Source organism: Halomonas saccharevitans (assembly GCF_032333995.1).
Classification (GTDB): domain Bacteria; phylum Pseudomonadota; class Gammaproteobacteria; order Pseudomonadales; family Halomonadaceae; genus Halomonas; species Halomonas saccharevitans.
On record NZ_JAVXUR010000004.1, the window covers coordinates 346,934 to 372,312 of the forward strand.

Sequence of the window (25,379 nt, forward strand, 5' to 3'; positions counted from 1 at the left end):
GAGAGGACTTGAACCTCCACATCCGTAAGGATACTAGCACCTGAAGCTAGCGCGTCTACCAATTCCGCCACCTGGGCGCATCATGCTGTCGTCGTGTTCGGGCGCATCGCATGGAGCGATGGTGCCCAGGAGAGGACTTGAACCTCCACATCCGTAAGGATACTAGCACCTGAAGCTAGCGCGTCTACCAATTCCGCCACCTGGGCGAACACGAATGACTCGAGCTGACAAAGAGCGTGGGAGTGAACTCCCGGATATCCGATCGAAGATCGACGGGATATCGATGGTGCCCAGAAGAGGACTTGAACCTCCACGTCCGTTAGGACACTAGCACCTGAAGCTAGCGCGTCTACCAATTCCGCCATCTGGGCAAGCGAGGCGTATGGTACCGGATTCATTCGGTGATGCAAGCGGGAGAGCGATGGAAAAGCCGGTTTTTTTGTAGCCGGCCGGGAGTTCGTGGCGCCACCATGGTTGGGTGATGGGGGCGCCAGCGCTATACTGCGCGCATGACAAACTACACGAAACGCCAGATGCCACGCGCCGGACGCCGTCCCGGCGCTCTTTTGATCACGCTGCCCATGATGCCGCCAAGGATGCCTTCCGCATGACCCACTGGACGCTCAGCGACGATCCGCACGCGAAACGCGAAGCTCACAAGTACGACAAGCCTGCACCCAGCCGTGAATACCTGCTGGCGCGTCTCGAAGAGGCCGGCAAGCCGCTGACCCACGAGGCGATGAGTCAACAGCTGGGTCTCGAGGACGAGGACCTCCAGGAGGCGGTGCGGCGTCGCCTGGCGGCGATGGAGCGCGATGGGCAGGTGCTGCGCAATCGGCGCAACGCCTATGCGCTGATCGACAAGCTCGATCTGATCAAGGGCAAGGTACTTGGGCATCGTGACGGCTTCGGCTTCCTGCTGCGGGACGACGGCAAGAAACCGGATCTGGTCATGCCGCCCCGCCAGATGCGTCGCGTCTTCCACGGCGACCACGTGCTGGTGCGCGTCAGCGGCCGCGATCGCCGTGGGCGCGACGAGGCGACCATCGTCGAGGTGCTGGCGCGCAACACCCAGGAGATCGTCGGCGTCTATCGGGCCAACACGCCGGAATTCGGGGTGTTGATTCCCGAGAACCCGCGCATCACCCAGGAGATCATCATCCCCCACAGCGCCTTCGGTGGCGCGCAGGATGGCCAGGTGATCTCCGCGAAGATCACCCAGCAGCCCGAGACCCGGGTGCAGCCGGTGGGCGAAGTGATCGAGGTGCTTGGCGAGCGCATGGATCCCGGCATGGAGATCGACATCGCCATTCGCAGCTATGAGATTCCCGCCGAGTTCCCGCCCGAGGTCAACGACCAGATTGCCGGCATGTCGGCCGAGGTGGATGAGGCAGACAAGGGGAACCGCATCGACCTGCGTCACGTGCCGCTGGTGACCATCGATGACGAGACCGCCAAGGACTTCGATGACGCCGTCTGCGCCTGGAAGACCAAGTCGGGCAGCTGGAAGCTGCTGGTGGCCATCGCCGACGTCTCCCACTACGTGCGTCCGGGCAGCGCCCTGGATCAGGAGGCCATCACCCGCGGCAATTCGGTCTACTTCCCGGGGCAGGTGGTGCCGATGCTGCCGGAGCTGCTCTCCAACGGGCTCTGCTCGCTGAATCCGGCCGTCGATCGCCTGGCGCTGGTCTGCGAGATGAACATCTCCCAGAGCGGGGCGATCAGCCGCTACCGCTTCTACGAGGCGGTCTTTCAGTCTCACGCGCGCCTGACCTATAACAAGGTCGCCTCCATCCTCGACGACGAGGGCGAGCAGGGCAAAGCCCTGCGCGAGGAGTACAGCGAGCTGGTGCCGTCACTGAAGAACCTGCACTCGCTCTACCAGCTGCTGCGCGAGGCCCGCGTGGAGCGCGGTGCCCTCGACTTCGAGACCACCGAGACGGCGATCGTCTTCAACGACGAGCGCAAGATCGAGAAGATCGTGCCGCGCAGTCGTAACGACGCCCACAAGATCATCGAGGAGTGCATGCTGGCGGCCAACGTCGCCACGGCGCGCTTCCTCGACAAGCACGACCTGCCGGCGCTCTACCGCATCCACGAGAAGCCCTCGCCGGAGCGGCTCGACAAGCTGCGCCTGTTCCTCAACGAGCTGGGCCTGTCGCTGCCGGGCGGCGACGACCCGAGTCCCCAGGACTATCGCGACCTGGCCGAGGCCATCAAGGGCCGCGACGACGCCGACGTGATCCAGACGGTGATGCTGCGCTCGATGAGCCGGGCGGTCTATTCGCCGCAGAACGACGGCCACTTCGGCCTGGCCTATCCGGCCTATGCGCACTTCACCTCGCCGATCCGCCGCTATCCGGACCTGCTGGTCCACCGCGCCATCCGCTCGGTGATTCGCGGGCCGCGCCAGACCAATACCGTGCTGCGCGCCGAGGGCGCCGCGGTCGAGCCGCCGAGCAAGTGGTCGCCCTACACCTTCGAGCAGATGCTCGAACTCGGTGAGCACTGCTCGATGACCGAGCGTCGTGCCGATGACGCCACCCGCGACGTCGAGGACTGGCTCAAGTGCGAGTTCATGTCCGACAAGCTCGGCGAGGTCTACGACGGCAGCATCGCCTCGGTGACCCAGTTCGGTATCTTCGTGCGCCTCGACGAGGTGTACGTCGAGGGGCTGGTGCACGTCACCTCGCTGCCCTCTGACTACTACCACTACGAGCCCGAGAAGCATCGCCTCAAGGGCGAGCGCAGCGGGATCAGCTATCGCCTCGGCGACGGTGTCTCCGTGCAGGTGGCCCGCGTCGACCTCGACGACCGCAAGATCGATTTCGAGCTGGCCGACGAGAAGCCGCGTCCCAAGCGCCAGCCGCGCAAGCCTCGCGGCGGCTCGGGTGGCGGCGGCGCCGACAAGGGCGGCCGGTCCGACGACAAGGCGGGCAAGGGCGGCAAGCGTCGCCGCGGCCCGCGGCGGTCGAAGGGCCGCGGCTGATGGCGGCAGGGCACAGGAAACCCCGCGCCTCTCGCGGCGCCCCGCGTCGGGCGCCGTCGACGCCCGGCGGGCTCGAGGCCGTGTTCGGCGTGCACGCGGTGCGGGCGCTGCTCGATCGCGGTGAGACGCCCCGTGAGGTCTGGGTGCAGGAGGGCAGCGCCGGGGCCCGCCTGGCCGATCTGGTCGAGGCCGCGCGCCAGGGCGGCGCGCGCCTGCAGTCACGGCCCCGTGACGAGCTCGACCAGCTCGCCCAGGGGGCTTCTCATCAGGGCATCATCGCCTTTGCCACCCCGCTCGCCTTCGAGGGCGAGGCCTCGCTGTGGCTCAGGCTCGAGGGCTGGCCGCATGCGGCGCCGCCGCTGCTGCTGGTGCTCGACGGCGTCACCGACGTGCACAACTTTGGCGCCTGCCTGCGCAGCGCCGATGCCGCCGGGGTCCACGGCGTCATCGTGCCCAAGGACAAGGCGGCGCCGCTCAATGCCGCGGTGCGCAAGGTGGCCTGCGGGGCCGCCGAGAGCATGCCGGTCTATCAGGTCACCAACCTGGCGCGGACCCTGGCCAAGATGAAGGAGTTGGGGGTGTGGATCACCGGCACCGCCGGCGAGGCCGAGGCGAGCCTCTATGAGGCCGACTTCACCGGCCCCGCAGCCCTGGTGATGGGCGCCGAGGGCAAGGGCATGCGACGACTGACCCGCGAGGGCTGCGATACCCTGGTCAAGTTGCCCATGGCCGGCAGCGTCTCCAGCCTCAACGTCTCGGTGGCCACCGGCATTTGCCTGTTCGAGGCGGTGCGCCAGCGACAGGGCAAAAGCCGCTGAGCAGCCTTGCCTTGCCAGTCGGGCCGCAGATCATTAGAATACTTGCGCCCGCTCGCCTTGCGAGCGGGCATTCCTGTCTTCTGACAACCCGTCTTTTGACAATCACTCCTTGCTTCCCCTGAGCGACCCGAGGTTGCCACTGTGGAAGCTGCCAAACCGCAAGGAGATCCCATGCGTCACTACGAGATCGTCTTCATGGTCCACCCGGACCAGAGCGAACAGGTCCCGGCCATGGTCGAGCGCTACACCGGCCTCGTCACCGAGAACGGCGGCACCGTGCATCGCCTCGAAGATTGGGGCCGTCGCCACATGGCCTACCCGATCAACAAGATCCACAAGGCTCACTACGTGCTGATGAACGTCGAGTGCAGCGGCGAGACTCTCGACGAAATCGAGAACATCTTCCGCTTCAACGATGCCATCATCCGCAGCCTGGTGGTTCGCGCCAAGGAAGCCGTCACCGAGGCCTCTCCGATGATGAAGCCGGTGGAAGAGAAGCGTGTCCGTCGCGACGAGAAGCCGCGCAGCACCGAATCCGCCTGAGCACACCCATCGCACCTCTGAAGGAGTCTTCCCATGGCACGCTTTTTCCGTCGCCGTAAGTTCTGCCGCTTTACCGCTGAAGGCGTGAAGCAGATCGACTACAAGGATCTGGACACGCTCAAGGCCTACATCACCGAGACCGGCAAGATCGTTCCCAGCCGCATCACCGGGACCAAGGCCCGTTACCAGCGCCAGCTGTCCACCGCCATCAAGCGGGCACGCTACCTGGCACTGCTGCCCTACACCGACAGCCACCAGTAAGCACTGCGCGTGATGTTGCCCGTCGCCCGCTGGATGATGCGCGGCACGCCCTACGCGGCTCTCGGAGCCGCCGCGGGCATCGCCATTCCCTGGCTGTTCTGGCTGGGGGCCGCCGTGGTGGCCCTGGTCACGCTGCGCCAGGGCATGGCCGCCTCGCTGCCGGTGATTCTCGCCGCGGCGATACCCGCCGGCCTCTGGTGGACCCAGGGAGACGTCATTCCGCTCGCCAGCGTGCTGCTGGTGACGCTGATGGCGGTGGTGTTGCGTGCCCGTCTGAGCTGGAGTGAGGCGATCATCGCCGGCACCCTGGCCGGGTCGGGCATGATCCAGCTGGGCATCTTCCTGCCGCCGGGCGGGGCCGCCTTCGTGCTGGAGCAGCTGCGCCAGGGCTCGCCGGACATCGCGGCGATGCTCAGCGAGCTCTCGGCTCAGGGCATGGACACCGAGCAGCTGGCCGGCCTGATGATCAGCGGCGTGACCGCGCTGATCGTGCTGCTCGCCGCCGTGGCCTGCCTGGCCCTGGCGCGGGGCTGGCAGGCCGGGCTCTACAACCCGGGCGGGTTTCGCGAGGAGTTCCACGCGCTGCGCCTGCTGCCCCGGGAGCTCGCCCTGCTGGTGCTGCTCGGGATTCTCGGCGGCGTGCTGGGGCTTCCGGCCCTGGGCATGCTGGCCTGGGTGCCGCTGCTGGTGGCCGGCATCGCGCTGGTGCATGGTGTTATCGGATTGAAGGGAATGAACGGGCTGTGGCTGGTCGCCTTCTATGTGCTGCTGATCACCACCTGGCCCATGATTCTCATTGTGCTGCTCATGGCCTTCATCGACACGTTCGCGGATTTCCGTGGACGACTGGCCCGCAGCCACTGACAAGAGGTTTACGAGAATGGACGTCATTCTGCTCGACAAGATTGGCAAGCTGGGCGGTCTGGGTGACCAGGTCACCGTCAAGCCCGGTTACGGCCGCAACTACCTGGTGCCCTACGGTCTCGCCGTTCCGGCCACCAAGGACAACATCGAGGCCTTCCAGGCGCAGCGTGCCGAGCTCGAGGCCGAGGCCGCCGAGCGCAAGGCCGTCGCCGAGGCGCGTGCCGAACAGCTCAACGACATCGAACTCTCTCTGGTCTCCAAGGCCGGCGACGAGGGCAAGCTGTTCGGTTCCATCGGTCCGCGCGATCTGGCCGATGCCATCTCCAGCGCCGGGATCGAAGTGGCCAAGAGCGAAGTGCGCATGCCGCAAGGCCCGATCCGCCAGACCGGCGAGTACGACATCGACCTGCGCCTGCATGCCGAAGTCGATGCCACTGTGCGCGTGGTGGTAGTGGCCGAGTAAGGCCATGGCCAGCGGCACGCGCTTCGGGGCGTGCCGTGACCAAGGGGGCGAGGAGCGAATCCTCGCCCTTTTTTTCGTCCCCGTTTTTCGTTCCCTGCCTGTCGTCGCGTTTCGTCCCCTGCGCAGGAGCCGGGCGACGCCCGGGCATGGGGTCGCCGCCGCCCATCGGGTAGAATGTGTTGGCCCCGTCTCCCCCCTGAAGGTCCGCGTACCATGAACGAATCTCTTCCCCTCGATCGGGAAACCGCCGCCCTCAAGGTGCCGCCCCACTCCGTGGAGGCCGAGCAGTCGGTGCTCGGTGGCCTGATGCTCGACAACCAGGCGTGGGACAACGTGGCCGACCGCCTGGTGGCGGACGACTTCCATCGCTACGAGCATCGCCTGGTCTTCAACGTCATGGCGAGCCTGGCCGAGTCGGGACGGCCGCTGGACGTGGTGACCCTCTCCGAGGCGCTGGAGGGGCGCGACCAGCTGGATACCGTGGGGGGGCTGGCCTACCTCGCCGAGCTGGCGCGCAACACGCCCTCGGCCAGCAATATCCGCGCCTATGCCGATATCGTTCGCGAGCGCGCCACCCTGCGCAAGCTGATCCGCGCGGCCAGCCAGATCGCCGACGGCGCCTTCAGCCCCCAGGGGCGCCCCGCCGATGAGCTGGTCGACGAGGCCGAGCGGCTGGTCTTCCAGATCAGCGAGGAGCGTCCCAAGTCGGGTGGCCCCATCGGCATGAGCGAGCTTCTGACCAAGGCGGTCGACCGCATCGACGAGCTGTTCAACATGCAGGGCGAGATGACCGGACTCTCGACCGGCTTTCGCGATCTCGACGAGATGACCTCGGGCCTGCAGCCCTCGGATCTGGTGATCATTGCCGGGCGCCCCTCCATGGGCAAGACCACCTTCGCCATGAACCTGGTCGAGCACGCGGTGATCTCCAGCGACAAGCCGGTGATGGTGTTTTCCATGGAGATGCCCGCAGACTCGCTGATGCTGCGCATGCTCTCCTCGCTGGGTCGCATCGACCAGACCCGGGTGCGCACCGGCCAGCTCGAGGACGAGGACTGGCCGCGGCTGACCTCGGCGGTGAACCTGCTCAAGGACAAGCAGTTGTTCATCGACGACACCGCGGCGCTCTCGCCCAGCGAGATGCGCTCGCGCATCCGCCGCGTGGTGCGCGAACAGGGCAACCTGGGACTGATCATGATCGACTATCTGCAGCTGATGCAGATTCCGGGCTTCTCGGAGAACCGGACCGGCGAGATATCGGAGATATCCCGCTCGCTCAAGGGGCTGGCCAAGGAGTTCGGCTGCCCGGTGGTGGCGCTCTCCCAGCTCAACCGCTCCCTGGAGCAGCGTCCCAACAAGCGCCCGGTGATGTCGGACCTGCGCGAGTCCGGCGCCATCGAGCAGGACGCCGATATCATCGGCTTCGTCTATCGTGACGAGGTCTACAATCCGGATAACCCCGACAATCAGGGGCTGGCCGAGGTGATCATCGGCAAGCAGCGTAACGGTCCCATCGGCACGGTGCACATGGCCTTCATCGGCAAGTACACTCGCTTCGAGGACCTGGCGCCGGACAGCTATCGCGAGGCCTTCGGCGAGTGACGGCGTCCTTGAGTCCCGTTGGCGGCCCCGTATAATGCCGTTCCCTTGAACCACACAGGAAGGAGACACCATGGCAGGCGGATTTCGACGCGGCAATCGCCAGCGCATCCCGAAACTCGAGGGGCGCGGCGAGCTCCAGTCGATGGAGCGTGAGGGTCCCTTCAAGGAGTGGCTGGGGATGCCCGATCTCTATCGCTACTACCTGCAGGTGGACGGCGAGGCCTATAGCTATCAGACCGAGGATTCCGAGCTGCCGGTGAAGGTCGGCGACAAGGTGGTGTTCCGCTACAAGGAGACCAAGGCCGGCAAGTGGGTCGACCGCAACTCCCTGGGCAAGGCCATCGATCCCTCCGAATATCAGTAGCGCCGGAACCTCGCCCGGGAGGCCAGGGTCACTGGAAGGACACATCGGCGACACGCGATCGTCATCGGGATGTCTCAGGCTGTCCCGAGCGTGTACTCCGACACTACCGACCGGACATCAGGAGGATGGCCCATGGATTTCCAGGCGTTGAAGGCCTTCGTGGCTCACCACGACAATTTCGAGATACGCGTGATCGGCCACGCCGGCAGCCGCTTCTACCAGGTCGAACTCGAGAATGTGGAGGGAAGCCGCCACATGCTGACGCGTGCCGGCAAGCCGATCCTGTTCCGCTCGCTGGACGATGTCTACAACGAGCTCCGACGTGCCGGCATCCACCGTGCCTATCTCGTGCAGCAGGTGCCCCACGACGAGGTCATCGGGCGCGAGACGCACTACCACGACCCCTTGACCTCGCGCATGCCGCTGGTCTTCTGAGCCAGCGATTGCTGACCGGCCTTTCGAGCCGGTCCTTCGACTCAGCCCCTCGATCCAGCCTTGCCCCGCCGTTGAAGCCAGCGCCCCAGGCGCAGACGACGGCGGGCGAACCAGCGGTATCCCGCATCCATCATCCCGCCGACCCCCGGCAGGGTGCTCAGCCAGACCAGTCGTCGATAGCCCAGCACCGCATAGAGCGCGCGGCTGGCGTCCATGCCCACGTACCAGCGTCCGTCCTCGTCGCGGACGTGCAGCCGCCCCATCATCGCCGCGAAGCTGCTGTCGAGGCGTTCGGCATCGAAGTCCGGCGCCTGGATATCCACCAGCTTGACGCGTTCACGGCGCGGATGACGCGATAGCCAGGCGACCTCGCGCTGGCACAGCGGGCAGTGGCCGTCGTGAAAGAGGGTCACCGGGGCCCGGGCAAGGAGCGTGGCGCGGCGGCTCATGGCGTCGTCTCCTTGGCGGTGGTGGGGGCGTGGCGGGAGCCGGCATCGCCATAGCCCGCGCGGTGTTCCCCGGCGGGTGCATAGGCGGGCGCGGCATCGAGCTGTTCGAGAAAAGCGCCGGCCTGCTCACGCATGGCGGCGCGCTTGTCATCGCTCATCCGCGACAGGCTGCCGTAGATCAGCTTCATGCGCGGATTGGCGCCGAGGTTCTCGGCGTGGCGCTCGAGGAAGTCCCAGTAGAGGCTGTTGAACGGGCAGGCATCGGGGCCCGTGACCTTTTTCGGGTCGAAGCGGCAGTGTTGGCAGTGATCCGACATGCGATCGATGTACTTGCCCGAGGCGCAGTAGGGCTTGGAGCCCATCAGCCCGCCGTCGGCGTGCAGCACCATCCCCAGGGTGTTGGGCAGCTCCACCCACTCGCAGGCGTCGGCGTAGACGGCCAGATACCAGTCGCAGAGCGCCTCGGGCGCTACGTCGCAGAGCAGCGCGAAGTTGCCGGTGACCATCAGCCGCTGGATGTGGTGGGCATAGGCGTGGTTGCGGGTCATCTCGATGGCGCGACGCAGGCAGCGCATCTCGGTCTCGCCGTTCCAGAAGAAACTCGGCAGGCCGCGGCTGGCGCCCAGGGTGTTGCTGCGCTTGTAGTCGGGCATGCGCGTCCAGTAGAGCCCGCGCACGTACTCCCGCCAGCCCAGCACCTGGCGGATGAAGCCCTCGACGGCATTCAGCGGGGCGCGCCCCTCGGAGTATTCGCGCTCTACGGCCTCGCACACCTCGCGGGGCGAGAGCAGCCCGAGGTTGAGCGCCGCGGCGAGCCGAGAGTGATAGAGGAATGGTTCGCGGTCGCTGATGGCATCCTGGTAGCGCCCGAAGGCGGGCAGCAGGTGCTCGATGAAATGGCGCATGTCGACCAGGGCCTGGCGCCGCGTCACCGGCCAGTGGAAGCCCTCGAGGCTGCCGAAGTGCTCGCCGTAACGCTCGGCCACGAGCATGAGCACCGCCCGGGTGGTGGCGTCGTGGCGATGACGGGGTGGCTTCGGTACCGAGAAGTCGGCCGGTAACGGCTCGCGGTTGTCGTGATCGAAGTTCCACTGGCCGCCGACGGGCTCGCCGTTTTCCATCAAGAGACCGGTCTGGCGGCGCATCAGACGATAGAAGTGCTCCTGGCGCGGCGCCTTGCGGCTCCGGGCCCAGGCGTCGAATTCCTCGGGAGTGCTGAAGAAGCGATCGTCCTCGACGAGCCGCCAGGGCAGTTCGGCCTCGGCCCGCTCGCGCATCGCCTGCCACAGCCGCCATTCACCGGGGCGCACCGCGCGAATCTCGTCGCAGCCATAGTGCGCGGCCAGCCGCTCGGCCTCACGGATCAGGTCCTGGGCGTTGTCGTCGTCTCCCAGGGCGCTGTAGTGCACGAAGCGGCCGCGCTCGCGTAGCGACTCGGCGAAGTGGCGCATGGCCGAGAAGATCAGCGCGATCTTCTGGGGGTGGTGGGGCACGTAGCTCGCCTCGGTGCCTACCTCGCACAGGGCGACGATTGCCTCGTCCGGCAGGTCGCGCAGGGTGGCGAGGTCATGGCTCAGCTGGTCGCCGAGGACCAGGATCAGCGGTGTGGTCATGAGTTAACCAGGAGTTGTACAAATGGTTGCCATAGTATAACTCGATTCCGCGTTGGTGCCCGTCGATGGTAGGCTTTACCCTGCATCGCATACCGCGATCCCCTTCACCCGTGCTTCCACAAGTGCTATCACAAGGATGACCCCATGGCCGCCTCCGAGACGCCGCTCGCCGCCTCCGACCACGACCAGCCCAGGGCGGACCGCCCCCCCCACGCTCCCGCCGATCATCCCGCCGTTGCGCGGGGCAAGGTGGGCGTGGTGCTGGCGAATCTCGGCACGCCGGATGCCACCGACTACTGGTCGATGCGCCGCTACCTGAGCGAGTTTCTTTCCGACAAGCGGGTCGTCGACTACCCCGACTGGAAGTGGCAGCCGCTGCTGCAGCTGATCATCCTCTCGCGCCGGCCGTTCAAGTCCGGCGAAGCCTATCGGGGGATCTGGAACACCGAGAAGAACGAGAGTCCGCTGCTGACCACCACTCGGGAGCAGACACGCAAGGTGGCCGAGGAGCTGACTGAACGCCACGGCGACAAGGTGGTGGTGGATTTCTGCATGCGCTACGGCAATCCCTCCACCGATAGCGTGCTGCGCCGTCTGCAGGCCGAGGGCTGCGAGCGAATACTCTTCTTCCCGCTCTACCCCCAGTACGCCGGGCCGACCACGGCCACCGCCAACGATCAGGCCTTTCGCACCCTGATGAAGCTCAAGTGGCAGCCGTCGCTGCGCACCGTGCCGGCCTACTTCGAACACCCCGCCTATCTCGACGCCCTGGCGAGCTCGGTACGCGAGGCCTATGAGGCCGCCGAGACGCCCCCGGAGGTGCTGGTGGCCTCCTACCATGGCGTGCCCAAGCGCTACCTGCTGGAGGGCGACCCCTACCACTGCCAGTGCCAGAAGACAACGCGCCTGTTGCGCGAGCGCCTGGGCTGGGGCGAGCAGGCCGTGCAGACGGCCTTCCAGTCGAAGTTCGGTCCCGAGGAGTGGGTGGGGCCGGCCACCGTGGAGCACGTCGCCGAGCTGGCCCGCCAGGGCAAGAAGCACATCGCGGTGGTCTCGCCGGCCTTCTCGGCCGACTGCGTGGAGACCCTCGAGGAGATCGAGGAGGAGATCCGCGACGCCTTCCTCGAGGCCGGCGGCGAGACCTTCACCTACATTCCCTGCCTGAACGCTCGCGACGATCACATCGCCGCGCTGCTCTCGGTGATCGAGAACGAGCTTGGCGGTTGGGTCTAGTGGCGCGCCGGCGCGGTGGCTGCGGTCACCGCTCCGGGTGTGGGACGGGCTTCTCGCCGACCTCCTCGCGATAGAGCTCCACGGGCTTGCCGAGGGTCTTGGGCACGTGCTTGAGCTTGAGGTGAAGGCCCGTCTTGGCCAGCAGGTGGGCGCTCACCGGTGCGGTGATGAACAAAAACAGGGTGATCAGCATCTCCTGGATGATGGGTTCGCCCTGGGTGGTCGAGAAGTAGAGCATCGAGCTGATCAGGATGCAGCCGATCCCCAGGGTGGTCGCCTTGGTCGGCCCGTGCAGGCGCATGTAGAAGTCGCGCAGGTGGGCCATGCCCAGCGAGCCGATGAAGGCGAAGAGCCCCCCGGCGATCAGGAAGAAGGCGATGACGCCCTCGAGTATGACGAAGAAGTTCATGATGGCTCCGACGTTGCTGGCCTATTCGATGATGTCACCGCGCAGGATGTACTTGCAGACCGCCACCGTGCTGATGAAGCCGAGCATGGCGATCAGCAGGGCGGCCTCGAAATAGGTCTTGGTGTTCAGCCACAGACCCATCAGCACGATCAGCGCGATGGAGTTCACGTACATGGTGTCCAGCGCCAGGATGCGGTCGGGCATGTCGGGCCCCACCGTCAGCCGGTAGGCGTTCAGCAGGATGGACATCAGGATCAGGGTGATGCTGATCTTCAGGGCGATGTCTAGCATTCGTAGATCTCCTTCAGCGGCCGCTCGTAGCGCTCGCGTATGGTCTCGATCAGCGCGTCCTCATCCTCCATGTCGAGGGTATGGATCAGCAGCGACTTGCCGTCCATGCGCAGGTTGGCCGATACCGTGCCCGGGGTGAGGCTGATGGTGCTGGCCAGCAGGGTGATGGTGAAGCGCTCCTCCAGCATCAGCGGGTACTCGACGAAGGCCGGGCGCATGCGCTGGCGTGGGCTGATGATCAGCCAGGCCACCTGGATGTTGGCGATCAGGATGTCGACGAGCACGCGCGCCACGAAGCGCAGCAGCAGCCAGGGCCGCGCCACGTGGGGCTGGGCGTCCCAGAAACGGTAGGTGGCCAGCGGGATGAGCAGGGCCAGCACTCCGCCCAGCAGGATCTGTCCCGGCGCGATGCTGCGAGCCATCAGCAGCCAGACGACCAGCAGCAGGATCGACAGCAGGGGGAGGGGGAGCCAGCGACGAGGGGTGATCATGGGGACTCTCCGGCATCAGACAGGACGGCACGCACCAGTACATCCGGGTCGGCCAGCTGGTCGGCGGTGGCGCGGGTATAGTCGCTGACCGGGCCCGCCAGGGCGACCAGCAGCGGCGAGGCGGCAAGCAGCCACCCGACCCCCAGCCAGCGCGAGCGCAAGAGTGCCTCGCCGCCGGCCTCGCCGTCGTGGCTGCGCCAGAACAGCGTCGAGCCGGCCCGGGAGAGGGCGACGAGGGTGACCAGGCCCGTGCCGAGCAGGATCGGCCACAGCCACGGCTGCTGCCAGGGCGCGGCGGCGTCGAGCAGCAGGGCCTTGCCGATGGCGCCCGACAGCGGCGGCAGGCCGGCCACGGCGATCGCCCCGACGAAGAACAGCCCGGCCAGCAGGCGGCCATCGCGCAGCGGGCGTCCCTTGACCAGCCGCGTGCCCGCCTTGCCCCGCTGCAGGCCGATCATCTCGGCCAGCAGGAAGAGCGCGCCGGTGATCAGGGTGCTGTGCACCAGGTAGAAGAGCAGGGCGGAGACGGCCTCCGGCGAGCCCATGCCGATGCCGGCCAGCAGCGTGCCCACCGAGATGACCACCAGGTAGGCCACCATCAGGCGCAGGTCGCGGGCGGCCAGCACGCCGATGCCGGCTATCACCATGGTCGCCAGCGACAGCCACCACACCCAGGGGCGCTCGAGGGCCTCCAGCACCCCGGCCTGCTCGCCGAAGATCAGCGAGTAGACCCGCAGGATGGCGTAGATGCCGACCTTGGTCATGATTGCGAAGAGCGCGGCGACCGGCGCCGGGGCGGCGGCATAGGCCCGTGGCAGCCAGAAGTAGAGCGGCAGGATGGCGGCCTTGAGGCCGAACACCACCAGCAGCATCAGGCCGCCCGCGGTGACCAGCCCCCTGTGTTCGGCGGGAAGCTCGGTCAGACGCACGGCCATGTCGGCCATGTTGAGGGTGCCGGTGGCGCCATACAGCACGCCCACGCTGATCAAGAACAGCGACGAGCCGACCAGGTTGAGCACCACGTAGTGCACCGCCGACTGGATCCGCGACTTGCCGCCGCCGTGGATCAGCAGCGCGTAGGAGGCCAGCAGCAGCACCTCGAAGAACACGAAGAGGTTGAACAGGTCGCCGGTCAGGAAGGCGCCGTTGATGCCCACTAGCTGCAGCTGGAAGAGGCCGTGGAAGTTGCTGCCGCGCTCGTCGTCGCCGGCGCAGGCGAAGATCACGCAGCCCAGCGCCAGCACCGAGGTGACCATGATCATCAGGGCCGAGAGGCGGTCGAGCACCAGCACGATGCCGAAGGGCGGCTGCCAGCCGCCCAGCGCGTAGTAGGTGACCTCGCCGCCGGCGGCTCGGGCCAGCATGACCATCGCCACCACGACCAGCAGGGCGGTGGCCGCGACGCCCACCGTACGGTGGGTGCGCATGGCGCCGTGTCGGGTGCGCAGCAGGATCAGACCCACCACCAGCGGCAGGACGACGGGAAGAACGATCAGGTGCTGCATCACCGGTGAGGCTCCTCTCGCTTGCGACCGTCGACGTGGTCATTGCCCAGCTCGCTGCGGGCGCGCATGGCCAGGATGACCACGAAGGCCGTCATGGCGAAGCCGATCACGATGGCGGTCAGCACCAGTGCCTGGGGCAGGGGGTCGGCGAAATGGGACTGGCCATCGATGATCGCCGCGCCGCCGGTCGTCAGCCCGCCCATGGAGAACAGGAAGAGGTTCACCGCATAGGAGAGCAGGGTCAGCCCGACGACGACCGGGAAGGTCCGGCCGCGCAGCGTCAGGTAGAGCCCGCAGGCGGTCAGTACGCCGGTGGTGATGGCGTAGAGGCTTTCCATCAGTGTTTCTCCTTGCTGGAACGAGACAGGTTCTCGTCGGTGGCCGGGGCGCCCTTGGCCGGGCTGTGAGGCGTGGTGACCTTGCCCAGGTTGGCCAGGATCATCAGGGTGGCGCCGACCACCGCCAGGTAGACGCCCAGGTCGAAGAGCATGGCGGTGGCCAGCTCGAAGTCGCCGATCAGCGGCAGGTGGAAGTGCCCGAAGGCCGAGGTCAGGAACGGCTCGCCGAACAGCCAGCTGCCGAGCCCCGTCAGGGTTGCGATGCCGACGCCGGCGATGGCCACCGGCTGATATTCGAACTGCAGTCGCTCCTGGGCCCACTCCACGCCGCGGGCCATGTAGAGCAGGATCATGGCCACGGCGGTGACCAGCCCGGCGATAAAGCCGCCGCCGGGCATGTTGTGGCCGCGCAGGAAGATGAACGCAGAGACCAGCAGGGCCAGCGGCAGCAGGGCCATGGAGATCGAGGTGAGGATCGAGGGGTAGCGGTCCGGCGACCACAGACGGCCCTCGGTATCGCTGTGGGGCATGAACAGGCGCAGGCGCCGCAGCAGCTTGAAGATGGCCAGCCCCGCCAGGGCCAGCACGGTGATCTCGCCCAGGGTATCGAAGCCGCGGAAGTCGACGAGGATGACGTTGACCACGTTGTGGCCCCCGCCGCCCGACACGCTGTTCTCCAGGAAGAAGCTCGAGATACTGGTGGTGTCGCGGGTCAGCACCGCGTAGTTGAGGCTGGCCACCGCCATGCCCAGGGTGCCGGCCAGCACGATGTCGCGGACGTTGCGCGCCGCCGAGGTCTCCCGGGAGGTGCGCTGGGGCAGGAAATAGAGCGCCAGCATCAGCAGGATCATGGTCACCACCTCCACCGACAGCTGAGTCAGTGCCAGGTCGGGCGCCGAGAAGCGCGCGAAGGTCAGCGCCACCACCAGCCCCACTACCGAGAGCATCAGCAGCGAGATCAGTCGGTAGCGGTGGGTGGCGGCGGTGGCGATGCCGCCGAAGATCAGCAGGCCGGCCCCCACCAGCAGTACGCCGTCGACGGGCTGGTTGCCCTGGCTGCCGGTGAGCAGCGGCATGCCGGCGAGGCCGAACCCCGCCACCACCAGGGAGGCCAGTAGCAGCAGGCCCACGTAGCGCTGCTGGGAGCCGTTGTCGATGCCGCGCAGCGTCGTCTCGGACCAGACGGTGAGCCGCTGCACGGCGCCCTCGAACACCAGGCGCGCGTCGACCGGGCGAAAGCCCTTGAGGAAGCGCTGCAGGTCGGAGTGTCGGGCGTACATCGCTACGCCGGCGACCAGCGCCACCCCGCTCATGGCGAGCGGTAGGTTGAACCCGTGCCAGATCGCCAGGTGAAAGCTCATCGCCTCGCCGAGCACCGGCGCGAGCGCCAGGCCCAGCAGGCCCTCGGCCAGCACCGGGGCGAGCCCCACGAGCACGCAGAGTATTACCAGCAGCGCCACCGGGGCGCGCATCAGCCAGGGCGGCTCGTGGGGCGACTTGGGCGGCGCCTCACGGGCCGGCTTGAAGAACACCGCATGCACCAGGCGCAGCGAGTAGGCCACCGAGAGGATGCCGCCCAGGGTGGCGAGCACCGGCAGCAGCCAGCTCAGCCCGCCGAGCACCGGGCTTTCCAGGGTCTCGGTGAAGAACATCTCCTTGGAGAGGAAACCGTTGAACAGCGGCACCCCGGCCATGGCGGCGCCGGCCAGGGTGGTCAGCAGGGCGGTGACCGGCATGGCGCGCCGGAGCCCGCCCAGCCGCTTGAGCTCGCGAGTTCCGGTCTCGTGGTCGATGATCCCCGCGCACATGAACAGTGCCGCCTTGAAGGTGGCGTGGTTGAGGATATGGAAGAGCGCGGCGAGCACCGCCATGGGGCTGCCGATCCCCAGCAGCACGGTGATCAGGCCGAGGTGGCTCACCGTGGAGAAGGCCAGGATGCCCTTGAGGTCGGTCTTCATCAGCGCGAACCAGGCGCCGTAGAGCAGCGTCGCCATGCCGATGAGCGAGACGACCACCGTCCACAGCTCACTGCCGGCGATGGCCGGGTGCAGGCGCGCCATCAGGAAGATGCCCGCCTTGACCATGGTCGCCGAGTGCAGATAGGCCGAGACCGGGGTGGGGGCGGCCATGGCGTGAGGCAGCCAGAACTGGAAGGGAAACTGCGCCGACTTGGTGAAGGCGCCGAGCAGCACCAGCCCCAGCATCCAGGGGTAGCGCGGGTCGGCGAGGATCATGCTGCCGCTCTCGAGTACCACCTGCATGTCGTAGCTGCCGACCATGTCGCCCAGCAGCAGCAGGCCGGCGAGCAGTGCCAGGCCGCCGGCGCCGGTCACGGTCAGCGCCATGCGCGCGCCCTTGCGGGCATCGCTCCGGTGCGACCAGAAGCCGATCAGCAGGAAGGAGGAGAGGCTGGTCAGCTCCCAGAAAAGCCACAGCAGCAGCAGGTTGTCGGCCATCACGATGCCGACCATGGAGGCCATGAACAGGATCAGGTAGGCGTAGAAGCGACCGAAGGGCTCCTCCGGCGACAGGTAGTAGTGCGCGTAGAGCAGGATCAGCAGGCCGATGCCCATGATCAGCAGGTTGAACAGCACCGACAGGCCGTCCAGCCGGAAGGCGAGCTCGAGGCCGAGGGTGGGGACCCAGTCAACGGCGACGCGAAGCGTCTCGCCGGCCGCCAGGGTCGGCAGCTGGCCAAGGGTCATCGCAAGCGCCAGCGCGGGCAGCGCAGCGGTGGCCAGGGAGCAGAAGCGTCGCCCGCGTTGCGCGGTGAACGCGGGCACCAGAACCCCCAGCAGGGGCAGCAGGGCTATCCACAGCAGTGTCATCGATCGGTCATCCTGCGCGGGTTCGGAAACGGGGAGGGCGTCTGAATCACGCGCCCGGGGAATAGGATGAGGCAAGCGACGCTCGATCGCACCCCCGTCCCTGGGTCAAGGCCCCCCATGGTTTGGCTCCCTGCCACTTTAACGCAAAGCGAATTCTCCCGCTGCCTCCTTGCCTTTCAACACTTTGTCTCTCTAGAGTAGGGAACCTCATCGAGGGGGCGCCGCCGTCGCGTGCTCCCTCGTTACAGGGAGGGTGGCCGATGCAACTTGCCGTGCTGGGAGGCTTCGCGATGGCGAGCCTGGCTCCGCTGCTGCACCAGTGGTTCGGGGCTCAGACGCCGCGGGTCATGGCCCTGCTGCCCGCCGCGATCGCCGCCTGGCTGCTCGGCCAGTGGCCGGTAATAGCCGCCGGCGAGGTCCTGCTGCTGGAGTGGGCCTGGGTGCCGGGGCTCGATATCACCCTGACCTTCCTGATCGACGGCCTATCTTGGCTATTTGCCCTGCTGATCACGGTCATCGGCGCCCTGGTGCTGGTCTACTCCGGAGAGTACCTGCACGGCCATCGCGACCTGCCGCGTTTCCTGGTAGTGATCACCGCCTTCATGATGTCGATGCTCGGCCTGGTGCTCGCCGACAACCTGGTCACGCTGTTCGTGTTCTGGGAGCTCACCAGCATCACCTCCTATCTGCTGATCGGCTTCAATCACACCGATCCCGCGGCCCGCAAGGCGGCCCTGCAGGGGCTCTTCGTCACCGTGGGCGGCGGGCTGGCGCTGCTGGCCGGCTTCGTCATGCTCGCCGTGGCCGGCGACAGCTGGTCGCTTGCCGAACTCGTGCAGCGCGGCGAGACGTTGCGCGACCATGCGCTCTACACGCCGCTCCTGCTCTGCGTGCTGATCGGCGCCTTCACCAAGTCGGCGCAGTTCCCCTTCCACTTCTGGCTGCCCAACGCCATGGCTGCCCCCACGCCGGTCTCGGCCTACCTGCACTCGGCGACCATGGTCAAGGCGGGCATCTACCTGCTGGCGCGGCTTCATCCGGCGCTGGGCGGCACCGAGCTCTGGGTGACCACCCTGTCGCTGGTCGGCGCGCTGACCATGGCCACCGGCGCCTTTCTGGCGATCCGGAACACCAACATCAAGACGCTGCTGGCTTACTCCACGGTGATGGCGCTGGGCACCCTGACCATGCTGCTCGGCCTCGGCACCCCCCAGGCGCTCACCGCCTTCGTGGTCTTCCTGCTGGCCCACTCGCTCTACAAGGGGGCGCTGTTCATGGTGGCCGGCATCCTCGACCATGAGACCGGCACCAAGGACGTCACCGCCATGGGTGGTCTGCGTCGGGCGATGCCGCGCACCGCCGCCGTGGCGGGTGTCGCGGCCCTCTCCCTGGCCGGGCTGCCGCCGCTGCTGGGCTTCGTCGGCAAGGAGGCGATGCTCGCCTCGGTGCTGGCCGCCGAGGCCTGGCGGCCGCTGATCCTGCTGCTCGCCTTCACGGCCGCCTTCCTGACCCTGGCCGTCGCCGCCATCGTCGCCCTGCGTCCCTTCTTCGGCGCCCCGCGCGAGACCCCGACCTCGCCCCACGAGGCGCCGTCGGCGATGCTCGCGGGGCCCGCGCTGCTGGCCGCGCTGTCGCTCGTCTTCGGCCTGGCGCCGGGCCTGCTCGACCCGCTGGTGGCTGCCACCCTGGCCGGCATCGGCGCGCCCGCGTCCGGCGTGCACCTGGCGCTGTGGCACGGGCTCAACCTGCCGCTGGCGCTGTCGCTGTTGAGCCTGGCGCTGGGCCTTCTGACCTACCGCTACTGGGATCGCCTGCGGGCGCGGCTGGCGTGCCTCGCGCCGCTCATGGCGCGCGGCCCCGAGGCCGGCTATGAGGCGCTGATGGCCGGCATGGTGGCCGTTGCCGGCTGGCAGACGCGGCTGCTGCAGAACGGACACATTCGCAACTACCTGGCCATGACCCTGCTGGTGCTGGTCGGCCTGGTCGGCCATGCGCTGTTCTTTCGCCACACCTTCACGCTCGACGTCGACCTGGATGTCTACCTCCACGAGGCCGTGGTCGCCGGCCTGATGGTCGCCGGAGCCGTGGCCGCCTGCGTGATGCGCTCGCGCCTGGCGGCGGTGGCGGCGCTGGGCACCATGGGCTTCTCGATCGCCTTGACCTTCGTGCTGTTCAGCGCCCCGGATCTGGCGATCACCCAGCTGCTGGTGGAGACCCTGACGGTCATCCTGCTGGTGCTGGTGCTGTTTCGCCTGCCGCGCTTCGCGACACTCTCCACTCCGCTTGAGCGGCTGCGCGATCTCGCCGTCGCCGCTCTCACCGGCGGGCTGATCACCCTGCTGATGCTCTCGGTGCTCTCCGGGGAGCGCCTGCCGCGCATCTCAGACTACATGGTCGCCAACAGCCAGCCACTCGGTCACGGCCACAACATCGTCAACGTCATCCTGGTCGACTTCCGGGCGCTGGATACCCTGGGCGAGATGTTCGTGCTGGCGCTGGCGGCCACCGGCGTCTATGCCATGCTGCGCTTTCATGCCCGGGACCACGCGGCCGCGCGTCCCGCGCCGCCGAGGGAGAGCGATGATGGCTAAATCGGGCACCTTGATCCTCAACGCCGCGGCGCGGCTACTGCTGCCGCTGCAGCTGCTCTTTTCGCTGTTCCTGCTGCTGCGCGGCCACGACGAGCCGGGCGGGGGCTTCATCGCCGGGCTGGTGGCGGCGGCGGCCTTCGCGCTCTATCTCTTCGCCTTCGGGCGTCGCCCCCTGAGCCGAATGCTTGCGGTGTCGCCCCGCGACCTGGTCGCCATGGGACTGCTGCTCGGGGTGGGCTCGACGCTGCCCGCGTGGTGGGTCGGCGAGCCCTTCTTCACGGCCCAGTGGTGGACCATCCCGATCATCGACTTCAAGGCTTCGACGGTGCTGATCTTCGATGTCGGGGTCTACCTGGTGGTCGTGGGCTCGGTGCTCACGGCCATCACCGCCCTGGTCAAGACCGACCAGCATGAAGACGAACGCTGAGGAGACGCCATGGAACCCCTGATAGCCGTCGCGATCGGCATTCTCTTCGCCGCCGCCGTCTACATGATGCTGCGCCGCTCCATCGTCAAGCTGGTGATCGGGCTGATGCTGATCTCCAACGCCGCCAACCTGCTGATCTTCGCCACGGCGGGCATGGTGCGCGGCGCCCCGCCGCTGGTGCCCGAGGGCCTCTCGGCGCCGGTGGGCCCGGTGGCCGACCCGCTGCCCCAGGCGCTGGTGCTCACGGCCATCGTCATCGCCTTCGGGGTGCTGTCGTTCGCCGTGGTGCTGGTGCGCCGCGCCTGGGAGATCGTGGGCGCCGATGACCTGGACAAGATGAGGGATACCGACACGTGACGCCTCAGATCGCGCTGCCCATCCTCATCCCGCTGCTGTCGGGAACCTTGTCGTTGCTGTTCTGGCGCTCCCGGAGCATGCAGCGCTTCATCGCCGTGGCCGGCACCGCGGGTCTGCTGCTGACCGGCCTGTGGCTCTTGGCCACGGTCCAGCGCGACGGCATCCAGGTGATGCACATGGGGAGCTGGACGGCACCCTTCGGCATCAGCCTGGTGGCCGATCTGCTGGGCGCGATCATGGTGGTGCTCACCGGCATCATCGGCCTCGCCGTGGCGCTCTTCTCACTGGCCACGGTGGGCCGCGGCCACGAGGCCTACGGCTATTTTCCGCTGATGCACCTGCTGCTGGCCGGCGTCGCCGGGGCCTTTCTCACCGGCGACATCTTCAACCTCTACGTCTGGTTCGAGGTGATGCTGGTGGCCTCTTTCGCGCTGCTGATCCTGGGTAGCGAGAAGGCGCAGATGGAGGGGGCGATCAAGTACGTCACCCTCAACCTGGTCTCCTCGGTGACCTTCCTGGTCGCTGTGGGGCTGCTCTACGGCATGGTCGGCACGCTCAACATGGCCGATATCGCCCGTCGCCTGGCGACCCTCGAGGACGACGGCATGGTCGATGTCCTGGCAATGATGTTCATGGTGGCCTTCGGCATCAAGGCGGCGGCCTTCCCGCTGTTCTTCTGGCTGCCGGCCTCCTACCACACCCCGCCGGTGGCGGTCTCGGCGCTGTTCGCCGGCCTGCTGACCAAGGTCGGGGTCTATGCGCTCTACCGGGTGTTCACGCTGATTTTCCACCACAGCCCCGGCTACACCCATGAGATCCTGCTGTGGGGCGCAGGCCTCACCATGCTCTCCGGCGTGCTCGGGGCGGCGGCGCAGTTCGAGTTCCGCCGCATTTTGTCGTTTCACATCGTCAGCCAGATCGGCTATATGATCCTGGGCCTGGCGCTGTTCACGCCGCTGGCGATCATCGGCGGGGTCTTCTACATCATTCATCACATCATCGTGAAGACGAATCTCTTCCTGGTCAGCGGCATCGTCCACCGGCTGCGCGGCACCTACCAGCTCGCTTCGCTGGGCGGCTTCTATCGTAGCCACCCCTGGCTTGCCGTGCTGTTTTTGATCCCGGCGCTGTCGCTTGCCGGCATGCCACCGCTGTCGGGCTTCTTCGCCAAGTTCATCGTGATACGCGCCGGCATCGAGGCCGAGGCCTACGGGGTGACCTTCATCGCCCTGCTGGTGGGGCTGCTCACCCTCTATTCGATGATCAAGATCTGGGCCGAGGTGTTCTGGAAGGCGGCGCCGGAAGAGGAGCTCGAGGCCGTGCCGGCGGTCGAGCCGCGGGCGATGTGGCTGATGTCGGCGACGGTAGCGGGCCTGGCGCTGTGTACCCTGTTCATCGGACTCAACGCCGGACCGATCTACGCCCTGGCCGAGGCCTCGGCCGGCCAACTGCTGGCGCCCGAGCGCTACATCGAGGCGGTTCTTGGATCAGGAATAGAGCCGGGCACGGCGGGGGAGGGCTCGCCATGATCGGAGCCGCCTGGAACCTGATGCTCGGCTTCGCCTGGATCGTGCTCACCGGCGATTTCAGTGGCCGCAACCTGCTGGCCGGGCTGCTCTTCGGCTACCTGGTGCTGGCGCTCATCCAGCCCCAGGTGCCGGCGCTGACCGGGAATGCCCAGCGCCTGCCGCGACTGATCCGCTTCGTCGGCTTCTTCCTCAAGGAGCTGGTGATGGCCAACCTCAAGGTCGCCTTCGATATCATCACTCCGACCTGGTACATGAAGCCGGGGGTGATCGCCATGCCGCTGCGGGCCACCACCGAATTCGAGATCGCCCTGGTCGCCAACTTGATTTCGCTGACGCCGGGCACCCTGAGCCTCGACGTCTCCGACGACCGCCGCGTGCTCTACATCCATGCCATGTTCCTGGACGACGAGCCGGCGCTGCGGCGCAGCCTGGCCGAGCTCGAGCGCCGGGCGCTGGCCCTGTTCCACTAGAGCCGAGCCTTTTCCATTCGACATAGGAGGTGATCCGGTGTCCCCCGTGATCCTTGTGAGCCTGGCGGTGATGGTCCTGGCGCTGTGCCTGGCCTTCGTGCGCCTGTTCCGCGGCCCCACCCTGCCGGATCGAGTGGTTGCCCTGGAGCTCTTCTCGTCGATCCTCGTCGGCATCATCGGGGTGATCGCCATCGCCACCGACGTGCCGAGCCTGTTGGACGTGGCCATCGTCATGGCGCTGATGGCCTTCATGGCCGCCATCGGCTTCGCCCGTTTCCTGGAGCGCGGAGGACCCCGCGATGATTGAGACCCTCGAGGGCGGCCTGATCCTTGCCGGCGCGCTCTTCATGTTCCTGGCGGCGTTGGGGGTGCTGCGCATGCCCGACCTGCTCACCCGCATGCACGCCACCACCAAGGCGGCGACCCTGGGCACCGCCCTGATCATGCTGGCGGTGGCGCTGCACTTCGCCGAGGTGGCGGTGGTGGCGCGCGCCTTCGGGGTGATCCTCTTCATCATGATGACCGCCCCGGTGGCGGCCCACGTGATCGGTCGGGCGGGCTATATCGTCGGTGCCCGGCTGTGGGCGGGCACCGTCAAGGACGAGCTCAAGCCCCACTTCGACCCCCTGACTCGCGACTTGAAGAGCGGCGCGCCGGCCGAAGAGCACGAGCGTCGCCCCCCCGATGGGCCGGACGCCTCCTGACATTCGCGCTCCTCCCATGCGCAACGACCGCCGATGGGGCCGCCTTAGGGCGGCCCCTTCTCGTTGGGTCATGAGGGTTGGCCCCGGAGGAGTGGTCGTGAGCAGCGGCCGCGTTGAATGACTCGTCGCCGTCCTGGTGGCCGCCGGAGTTTTATTTGTACAAATGCTGTACTATTAAAGCATCATGTCCACCTTTGAGGCTGCCTCATGCATCGCAAGCCGCATCTCCCGCACAAGGTCTGCGCCCACTGTGCGCGCTCCTTCGCCTGGCGACGCAAGTGGTCACGCTGCTGGGAGGAGGTTCGCCACTGCAGCGAGCGCTGTCGCCGCGAGGCTCGACGCCAGGAGCGAGTGCTATGAACCGGACCCTGATATGGCTGCGCGGCGACCTGCGCCTGGCCGATAATTCGCTGTTTTTCTTCGCCACGCCCCCGGAGGCGCTGATCTGTGTGTTCGCGCTGGATGAGGCCTGGCTCGAGCCGCCGCCCGGGTTAGAGACGCCGCGCATCGGGCCTGCTCGCCTGCGCTTTTTGTGGGAGAGCCTGATCGAGCTGCGCGGCGAGCTGCTCAAGCGCGGCAGCGACCTGCTGGTGCGCATCGGAGACCCCGTCCAGGTGATGGCAGGACTGATCGACGAGTACGCCCTCGACGAGGTGAGGGTGCGCGCCGACCCCGGCTGGGAGGAGCAGCAGGCCGTGGCGCAGCTGGCCACGCGGCTGGGCGAGGGGGTGACGCTGAGCTGTCATGACACCGGCATGCTGCTCGATGAGGCCTCGCTGCCCACGGCGCTCGACGAGCTGCCGGGGAGCTTTTCCGCATTTCGCCGCCGGGTCGAGCGCGCCTGGGCGATTCCCGATGCCGCCCCGGCGCCGGTGACCCTGCCCGGCTGGCCCGAGGGCGCGCCGCGCGGCTTTCCGCCGCTGGGTCAGGTGTGCGCCCAGGCGGCCGGCTGGGCGCCGGACGCCCGCGGCGAGTTCGCCTTTGCCGGCGGCGAGGCGGCGGGCCTGGCGCGCCTCGATCACTACCTCTGGCAGAGCGGGGCCATCGCCCGCTACAAGCAGACCCGCAACGGCCTGGTGGGTGCTGATTTTTCCACCCGGCTCTCGCCGTGGCTCGCCCACGGCTGCCTGTCGGCGCGTCAGGTACGCGACGCGGTGTGCGCCTGGGAGGCCCGGCACGGGGCCAGCGAGTCGAGCTACTGGGTCGTGTTCGAACTCTTGTGGCGCGAGTACTTCCACTGGGCGGCGCGTCAGGAGGGCTCGGCGCTTTATGGCGACCGTCGGCTGCCGGTGCCGGACGACGGCTTTCGCACCTGGTGCGAGGGGCGTACCGGGGTGCCCTTCGTGGATGCGGCGATGCGCGAGCTCTCTGCCACCGGCTGGCTCTCCAACCGCGCGCGTCAGAACGTGGCGAGCTTCCTGATCAACGAGCTGGAAGGCGACTGGCGGCTGGGGGCGGCCTGGTTCGAGGCCTGCCTGGTCGATTACGATGTGGCCAGCAACTGGGGCAACTGGCGCTATGTGGCCGGGGTGGGGCGCGACACCCGTGATCGCTGGTTCAACGTGCTCAAGCAGGCGCGCGACTACGATCCCGCGGGCAACTACGTCGCCCACTGGCAGCCCGAGCTCGCCGAACTGCCGCCCGGCCAGGCCCGGCATCAGCCCTGGCGGGTGGCGCCCAGGCGCTTCGCCTCGCCCGTGGTGGAGGCGGCGGGCTGGCGCGATTGGCTGCTGCCCCAGGAGACCCGGGATGACTAGCCCGAGGGTGTGCCCGATCCCCAGCACCGCCGCCGCTTCCACTCCCTC

Annotated in this window: 27 protein-coding genes and 2 tRNA genes; 19 read left to right on the plus strand and 10 right to left on the minus strand. The window is 67.5% G+C overall.

Features of this window, described 5'->3' with window-relative positions; all coding sequences use genetic code 11:
* Positions 1–119: 119 nt before the first annotated feature.
* Both RSO68_RS12060 and RSO68_RS12065 read right to left on the minus strand, forming a co-directional pair.
* Positions 120–206: transfer RNA gene (locus RSO68_RS12060), tRNA-Leu, on the minus strand.
* A 78-nt stretch (positions 207–284) separates the two neighbouring features.
* A tRNA-Leu gene (locus tag RSO68_RS12065) sits at positions 285–371 on the minus strand.
* A gap of 236 nt (positions 372–607) precedes the next feature.
* On the opposite strand from RSO68_RS12065, the gene rnr reads away from it, so the two are divergent.
* The 9 genes from rnr to RSO68_RS12110 all read left to right on the plus strand — a co-directional run bounded on the left by rnr (position 608) and on the right by RSO68_RS12110 (position 8,339).
* Positions 608–2,989, plus strand: coding sequence for a ribonuclease R (gene rnr, locus RSO68_RS12070; protein ID WP_315586752.1), 2,382 nt, complete (start codon positions 608–610; stop codon positions 2,987–2,989).
* Positions 2,989–3,807 (plus strand): 23S rRNA (guanosine(2251)-2'-O)-methyltransferase RlmB, encoded by an 819-nt coding sequence (gene rlmB, locus RSO68_RS12075; protein WP_315586753.1) that lies wholly within the window; start codon positions 2,989–2,991, stop codon positions 3,805–3,807. Before rnr ends, rlmB begins: the two co-directional genes overlap by 1 nt.
* Positions 3,808–3,978: 171 nt before the next feature.
* The gene (rpsF, locus tag RSO68_RS12080) at positions 3,979–4,350 is read left to right on the plus strand and encodes a 30S ribosomal protein S6 (protein ID WP_089847456.1); all 372 of its coding nucleotides are present in this window, start codon (positions 3,979–3,981) and stop codon (positions 4,348–4,350) included.
* 33 nt (positions 4,351–4,383) lie between these two features.
* A complete protein-coding gene (gene rpsR, locus RSO68_RS12085; protein ID WP_016853668.1) occupies positions 4,384–4,611 on the plus strand; it encodes a 30S ribosomal protein S18 in 228 nt (75 codons plus the stop codon).
* A 12-nt stretch (positions 4,612–4,623) separates the two neighbouring features.
* A complete protein-coding gene (locus tag RSO68_RS12090) occupies positions 4,624–5,475 on the plus strand; it encodes a hypothetical protein (protein WP_315586818.1) in 852 nt (283 codons plus the stop codon).
* 16 nt (positions 5,476–5,491) lie between these two features.
* The gene (gene rplI / locus RSO68_RS12095; RefSeq protein ID WP_089847460.1) at positions 5,492–5,938 is read left to right on the plus strand and encodes a 50S ribosomal protein L9; all 447 of its coding nucleotides are present in this window, start codon (positions 5,492–5,494) and stop codon (positions 5,936–5,938) included.
* A 213-nt stretch (positions 5,939–6,151) separates the two neighbouring features.
* Positions 6,152–7,540 (plus strand): replicative DNA helicase, encoded by a 1,389-nt coding sequence (gene dnaB, locus RSO68_RS12100; RefSeq protein ID WP_089847462.1) that lies wholly within the window; start codon positions 6,152–6,154, stop codon positions 7,538–7,540.
* Positions 7,541–7,610: 70 nt separating this feature from the next.
* Positions 7,611–7,904, plus strand: coding sequence for a hypothetical protein (locus RSO68_RS12105; protein ID WP_089847464.1), 294 nt, complete (start codon positions 7,611–7,613; stop codon positions 7,902–7,904).
* A gap of 132 nt (positions 7,905–8,036) precedes the next feature.
* Positions 8,037–8,339 (plus strand): DUF6482 family protein, encoded by a 303-nt coding sequence (locus tag RSO68_RS12110; protein WP_315586754.1) that lies wholly within the window; start codon positions 8,037–8,039, stop codon positions 8,337–8,339.
* A 41-nt stretch (positions 8,340–8,380) separates the two neighbouring features.
* On the opposite strand, the gene RSO68_RS12115 is transcribed toward RSO68_RS12110, so the two are convergent.
* Together RSO68_RS12115 and RSO68_RS12120 are read right to left on the minus strand one after the other, a co-directional pair.
* Complete coding sequence (locus RSO68_RS12115) at positions 8,381–8,788, minus strand: thiol-disulfide oxidoreductase DCC family protein (protein ID WP_089847468.1); 408 nt, start codon at positions 8,786–8,788, stop codon at positions 8,381–8,383.
* The gene (locus tag RSO68_RS12120) at positions 8,785–10,401 is read right to left on the minus strand and encodes a cryptochrome/photolyase family protein (protein WP_315586755.1); all 1,617 of its coding nucleotides are present in this window, start codon (positions 10,399–10,401) and stop codon (positions 8,785–8,787) included. The genes RSO68_RS12115 and RSO68_RS12120 overlap by 4 nt, the downstream gene beginning before the upstream one ends.
* A 144-nt stretch (positions 10,402–10,545) precedes the next feature.
* Between RSO68_RS12120 and hemH the strand changes: the two genes are divergently transcribed.
* Positions 10,546–11,634, plus strand: a complete 1,089-nt coding sequence (gene hemH, locus RSO68_RS12125) for a ferrochelatase (protein WP_315586756.1) — start codon at positions 10,546–10,548, stop codon at positions 11,632–11,634.
* Positions 11,635–11,659: 25 nt separating this feature from the next.
* Here hemH and RSO68_RS12130 read toward each other — a convergent pair whose 3' ends face one another.
* From RSO68_RS12130 to RSO68_RS12155, 6 genes are read right to left on the minus strand one after another with little or no spacing between them, the layout of a single operon-like run.
* Positions 11,660–12,043, minus strand: a complete 384-nt coding sequence (locus RSO68_RS12130; RefSeq protein ID WP_089847475.1) for a Na+/H+ antiporter subunit G — start codon at positions 12,041–12,043, stop codon at positions 11,660–11,662.
* A gap of 21 nt (positions 12,044–12,064) precedes the next feature.
* Positions 12,065–12,334 (minus strand): K+/H+ antiporter subunit F, encoded by a 270-nt coding sequence (locus tag RSO68_RS12135; protein ID WP_089847477.1) that lies wholly within the window; start codon positions 12,332–12,334, stop codon positions 12,065–12,067.
* Positions 12,328–12,825 carry a Na+/H+ antiporter subunit E gene (locus RSO68_RS12140; RefSeq protein ID WP_089847478.1) on the minus strand — a complete coding sequence of 166 codons (498 nt, stop codon included), beginning with the start codon at positions 12,823–12,825 and terminating at the stop codon, positions 12,328–12,330. Before RSO68_RS12140 ends, RSO68_RS12135 begins: the two co-directional genes overlap by 7 nt.
* The gene (locus RSO68_RS12145; protein ID WP_089847480.1) at positions 12,822–14,333 is read right to left on the minus strand and encodes a monovalent cation/H+ antiporter subunit D; all 1,512 of its coding nucleotides are present in this window, start codon (positions 14,331–14,333) and stop codon (positions 12,822–12,824) included. Before RSO68_RS12145 ends, RSO68_RS12140 begins: the two co-directional genes overlap by 4 nt.
* Positions 14,330–14,668, minus strand: a complete 339-nt coding sequence (locus RSO68_RS12150; RefSeq protein ID WP_089847482.1) for a Na+/H+ antiporter subunit C — start codon at positions 14,666–14,668, stop codon at positions 14,330–14,332. The genes RSO68_RS12145 and RSO68_RS12150 overlap by 4 nt, the downstream gene beginning before the upstream one ends.
* The gene (locus RSO68_RS12155; protein WP_089847484.1) at positions 14,668–17,496 is read right to left on the minus strand and encodes a monovalent cation/H+ antiporter subunit A; all 2,829 of its coding nucleotides are present in this window, start codon (positions 17,494–17,496) and stop codon (positions 14,668–14,670) included. Before RSO68_RS12155 ends, RSO68_RS12150 begins: the two co-directional genes overlap by 1 nt.
* 260 nt (positions 17,497–17,756) lie before the next feature.
* Between RSO68_RS12155 and RSO68_RS12160 the strand changes: the two genes are divergently transcribed.
* The 9 genes from RSO68_RS12160 (at position 17,757) to RSO68_RS12200 (ending at position 25,331) form a co-directional block, all read left to right on the plus strand.
* On the plus strand, positions 17,757–20,087 hold the full coding sequence (locus RSO68_RS12160; protein ID WP_315586757.1) for a putative monovalent cation/H+ antiporter subunit A: 2,331 nt from the start codon (positions 17,757–17,759) through the stop codon (positions 20,085–20,087).
* Positions 20,080–20,514 (plus strand): Na+/H+ antiporter subunit B, encoded by a 435-nt coding sequence (locus tag RSO68_RS12165; protein WP_089847488.1) that lies wholly within the window; start codon positions 20,080–20,082, stop codon positions 20,512–20,514. Before RSO68_RS12160 ends, RSO68_RS12165 begins: the two co-directional genes overlap by 8 nt.
* A gap of 9 nt (positions 20,515–20,523) precedes the next feature.
* Positions 20,524–20,871 (plus strand): Na+/H+ antiporter subunit C, encoded by a 348-nt coding sequence (locus RSO68_RS12170; protein WP_089847490.1) that lies wholly within the window; start codon positions 20,524–20,526, stop codon positions 20,869–20,871.
* Positions 20,868–22,400, plus strand: a complete 1,533-nt coding sequence (locus RSO68_RS12175; protein ID WP_315586758.1) for a Na+/H+ antiporter subunit D — start codon at positions 20,868–20,870, stop codon at positions 22,398–22,400. The genes RSO68_RS12170 and RSO68_RS12175 overlap by 4 nt, the downstream gene beginning before the upstream one ends.
* Positions 22,397–22,870: a Na+/H+ antiporter subunit E gene (locus RSO68_RS12180; protein ID WP_315586759.1), complete on the plus strand. Its 474-nt coding sequence runs from the start codon at positions 22,397–22,399 to the stop codon at positions 22,868–22,870. The genes RSO68_RS12175 and RSO68_RS12180 overlap by 4 nt, the downstream gene beginning before the upstream one ends.
* 37 nt (positions 22,871–22,907) lie before the next feature.
* Positions 22,908–23,177: a monovalent cation/H+ antiporter complex subunit F gene (locus RSO68_RS12185; RefSeq protein WP_089847496.1), complete on the plus strand. Its 270-nt coding sequence runs from the start codon at positions 22,908–22,910 to the stop codon at positions 23,175–23,177.
* Positions 23,170–23,574 (plus strand): monovalent cation/H(+) antiporter subunit G, encoded by a 405-nt coding sequence (gene mnhG, locus RSO68_RS12190; RefSeq protein WP_315586760.1) that lies wholly within the window; start codon positions 23,170–23,172, stop codon positions 23,572–23,574. The genes RSO68_RS12185 and mnhG overlap by 8 nt, the downstream gene beginning before the upstream one ends.
* A gap of 207 nt (positions 23,575–23,781) precedes the next feature.
* The gene (locus RSO68_RS12195; protein ID WP_315586761.1) at positions 23,782–23,934 is read left to right on the plus strand and encodes a DUF2256 domain-containing protein; all 153 of its coding nucleotides are present in this window, start codon (positions 23,782–23,784) and stop codon (positions 23,932–23,934) included.
* Positions 23,931–25,331: a DASH family cryptochrome gene (locus tag RSO68_RS12200; protein WP_315586762.1), complete on the plus strand. Its 1,401-nt coding sequence runs from the start codon at positions 23,931–23,933 to the stop codon at positions 25,329–25,331. The genes RSO68_RS12195 and RSO68_RS12200 overlap by 4 nt, the downstream gene beginning before the upstream one ends.
* The last annotated feature ends 48 nt before the right edge of the window (positions 25,332–25,379 follow it).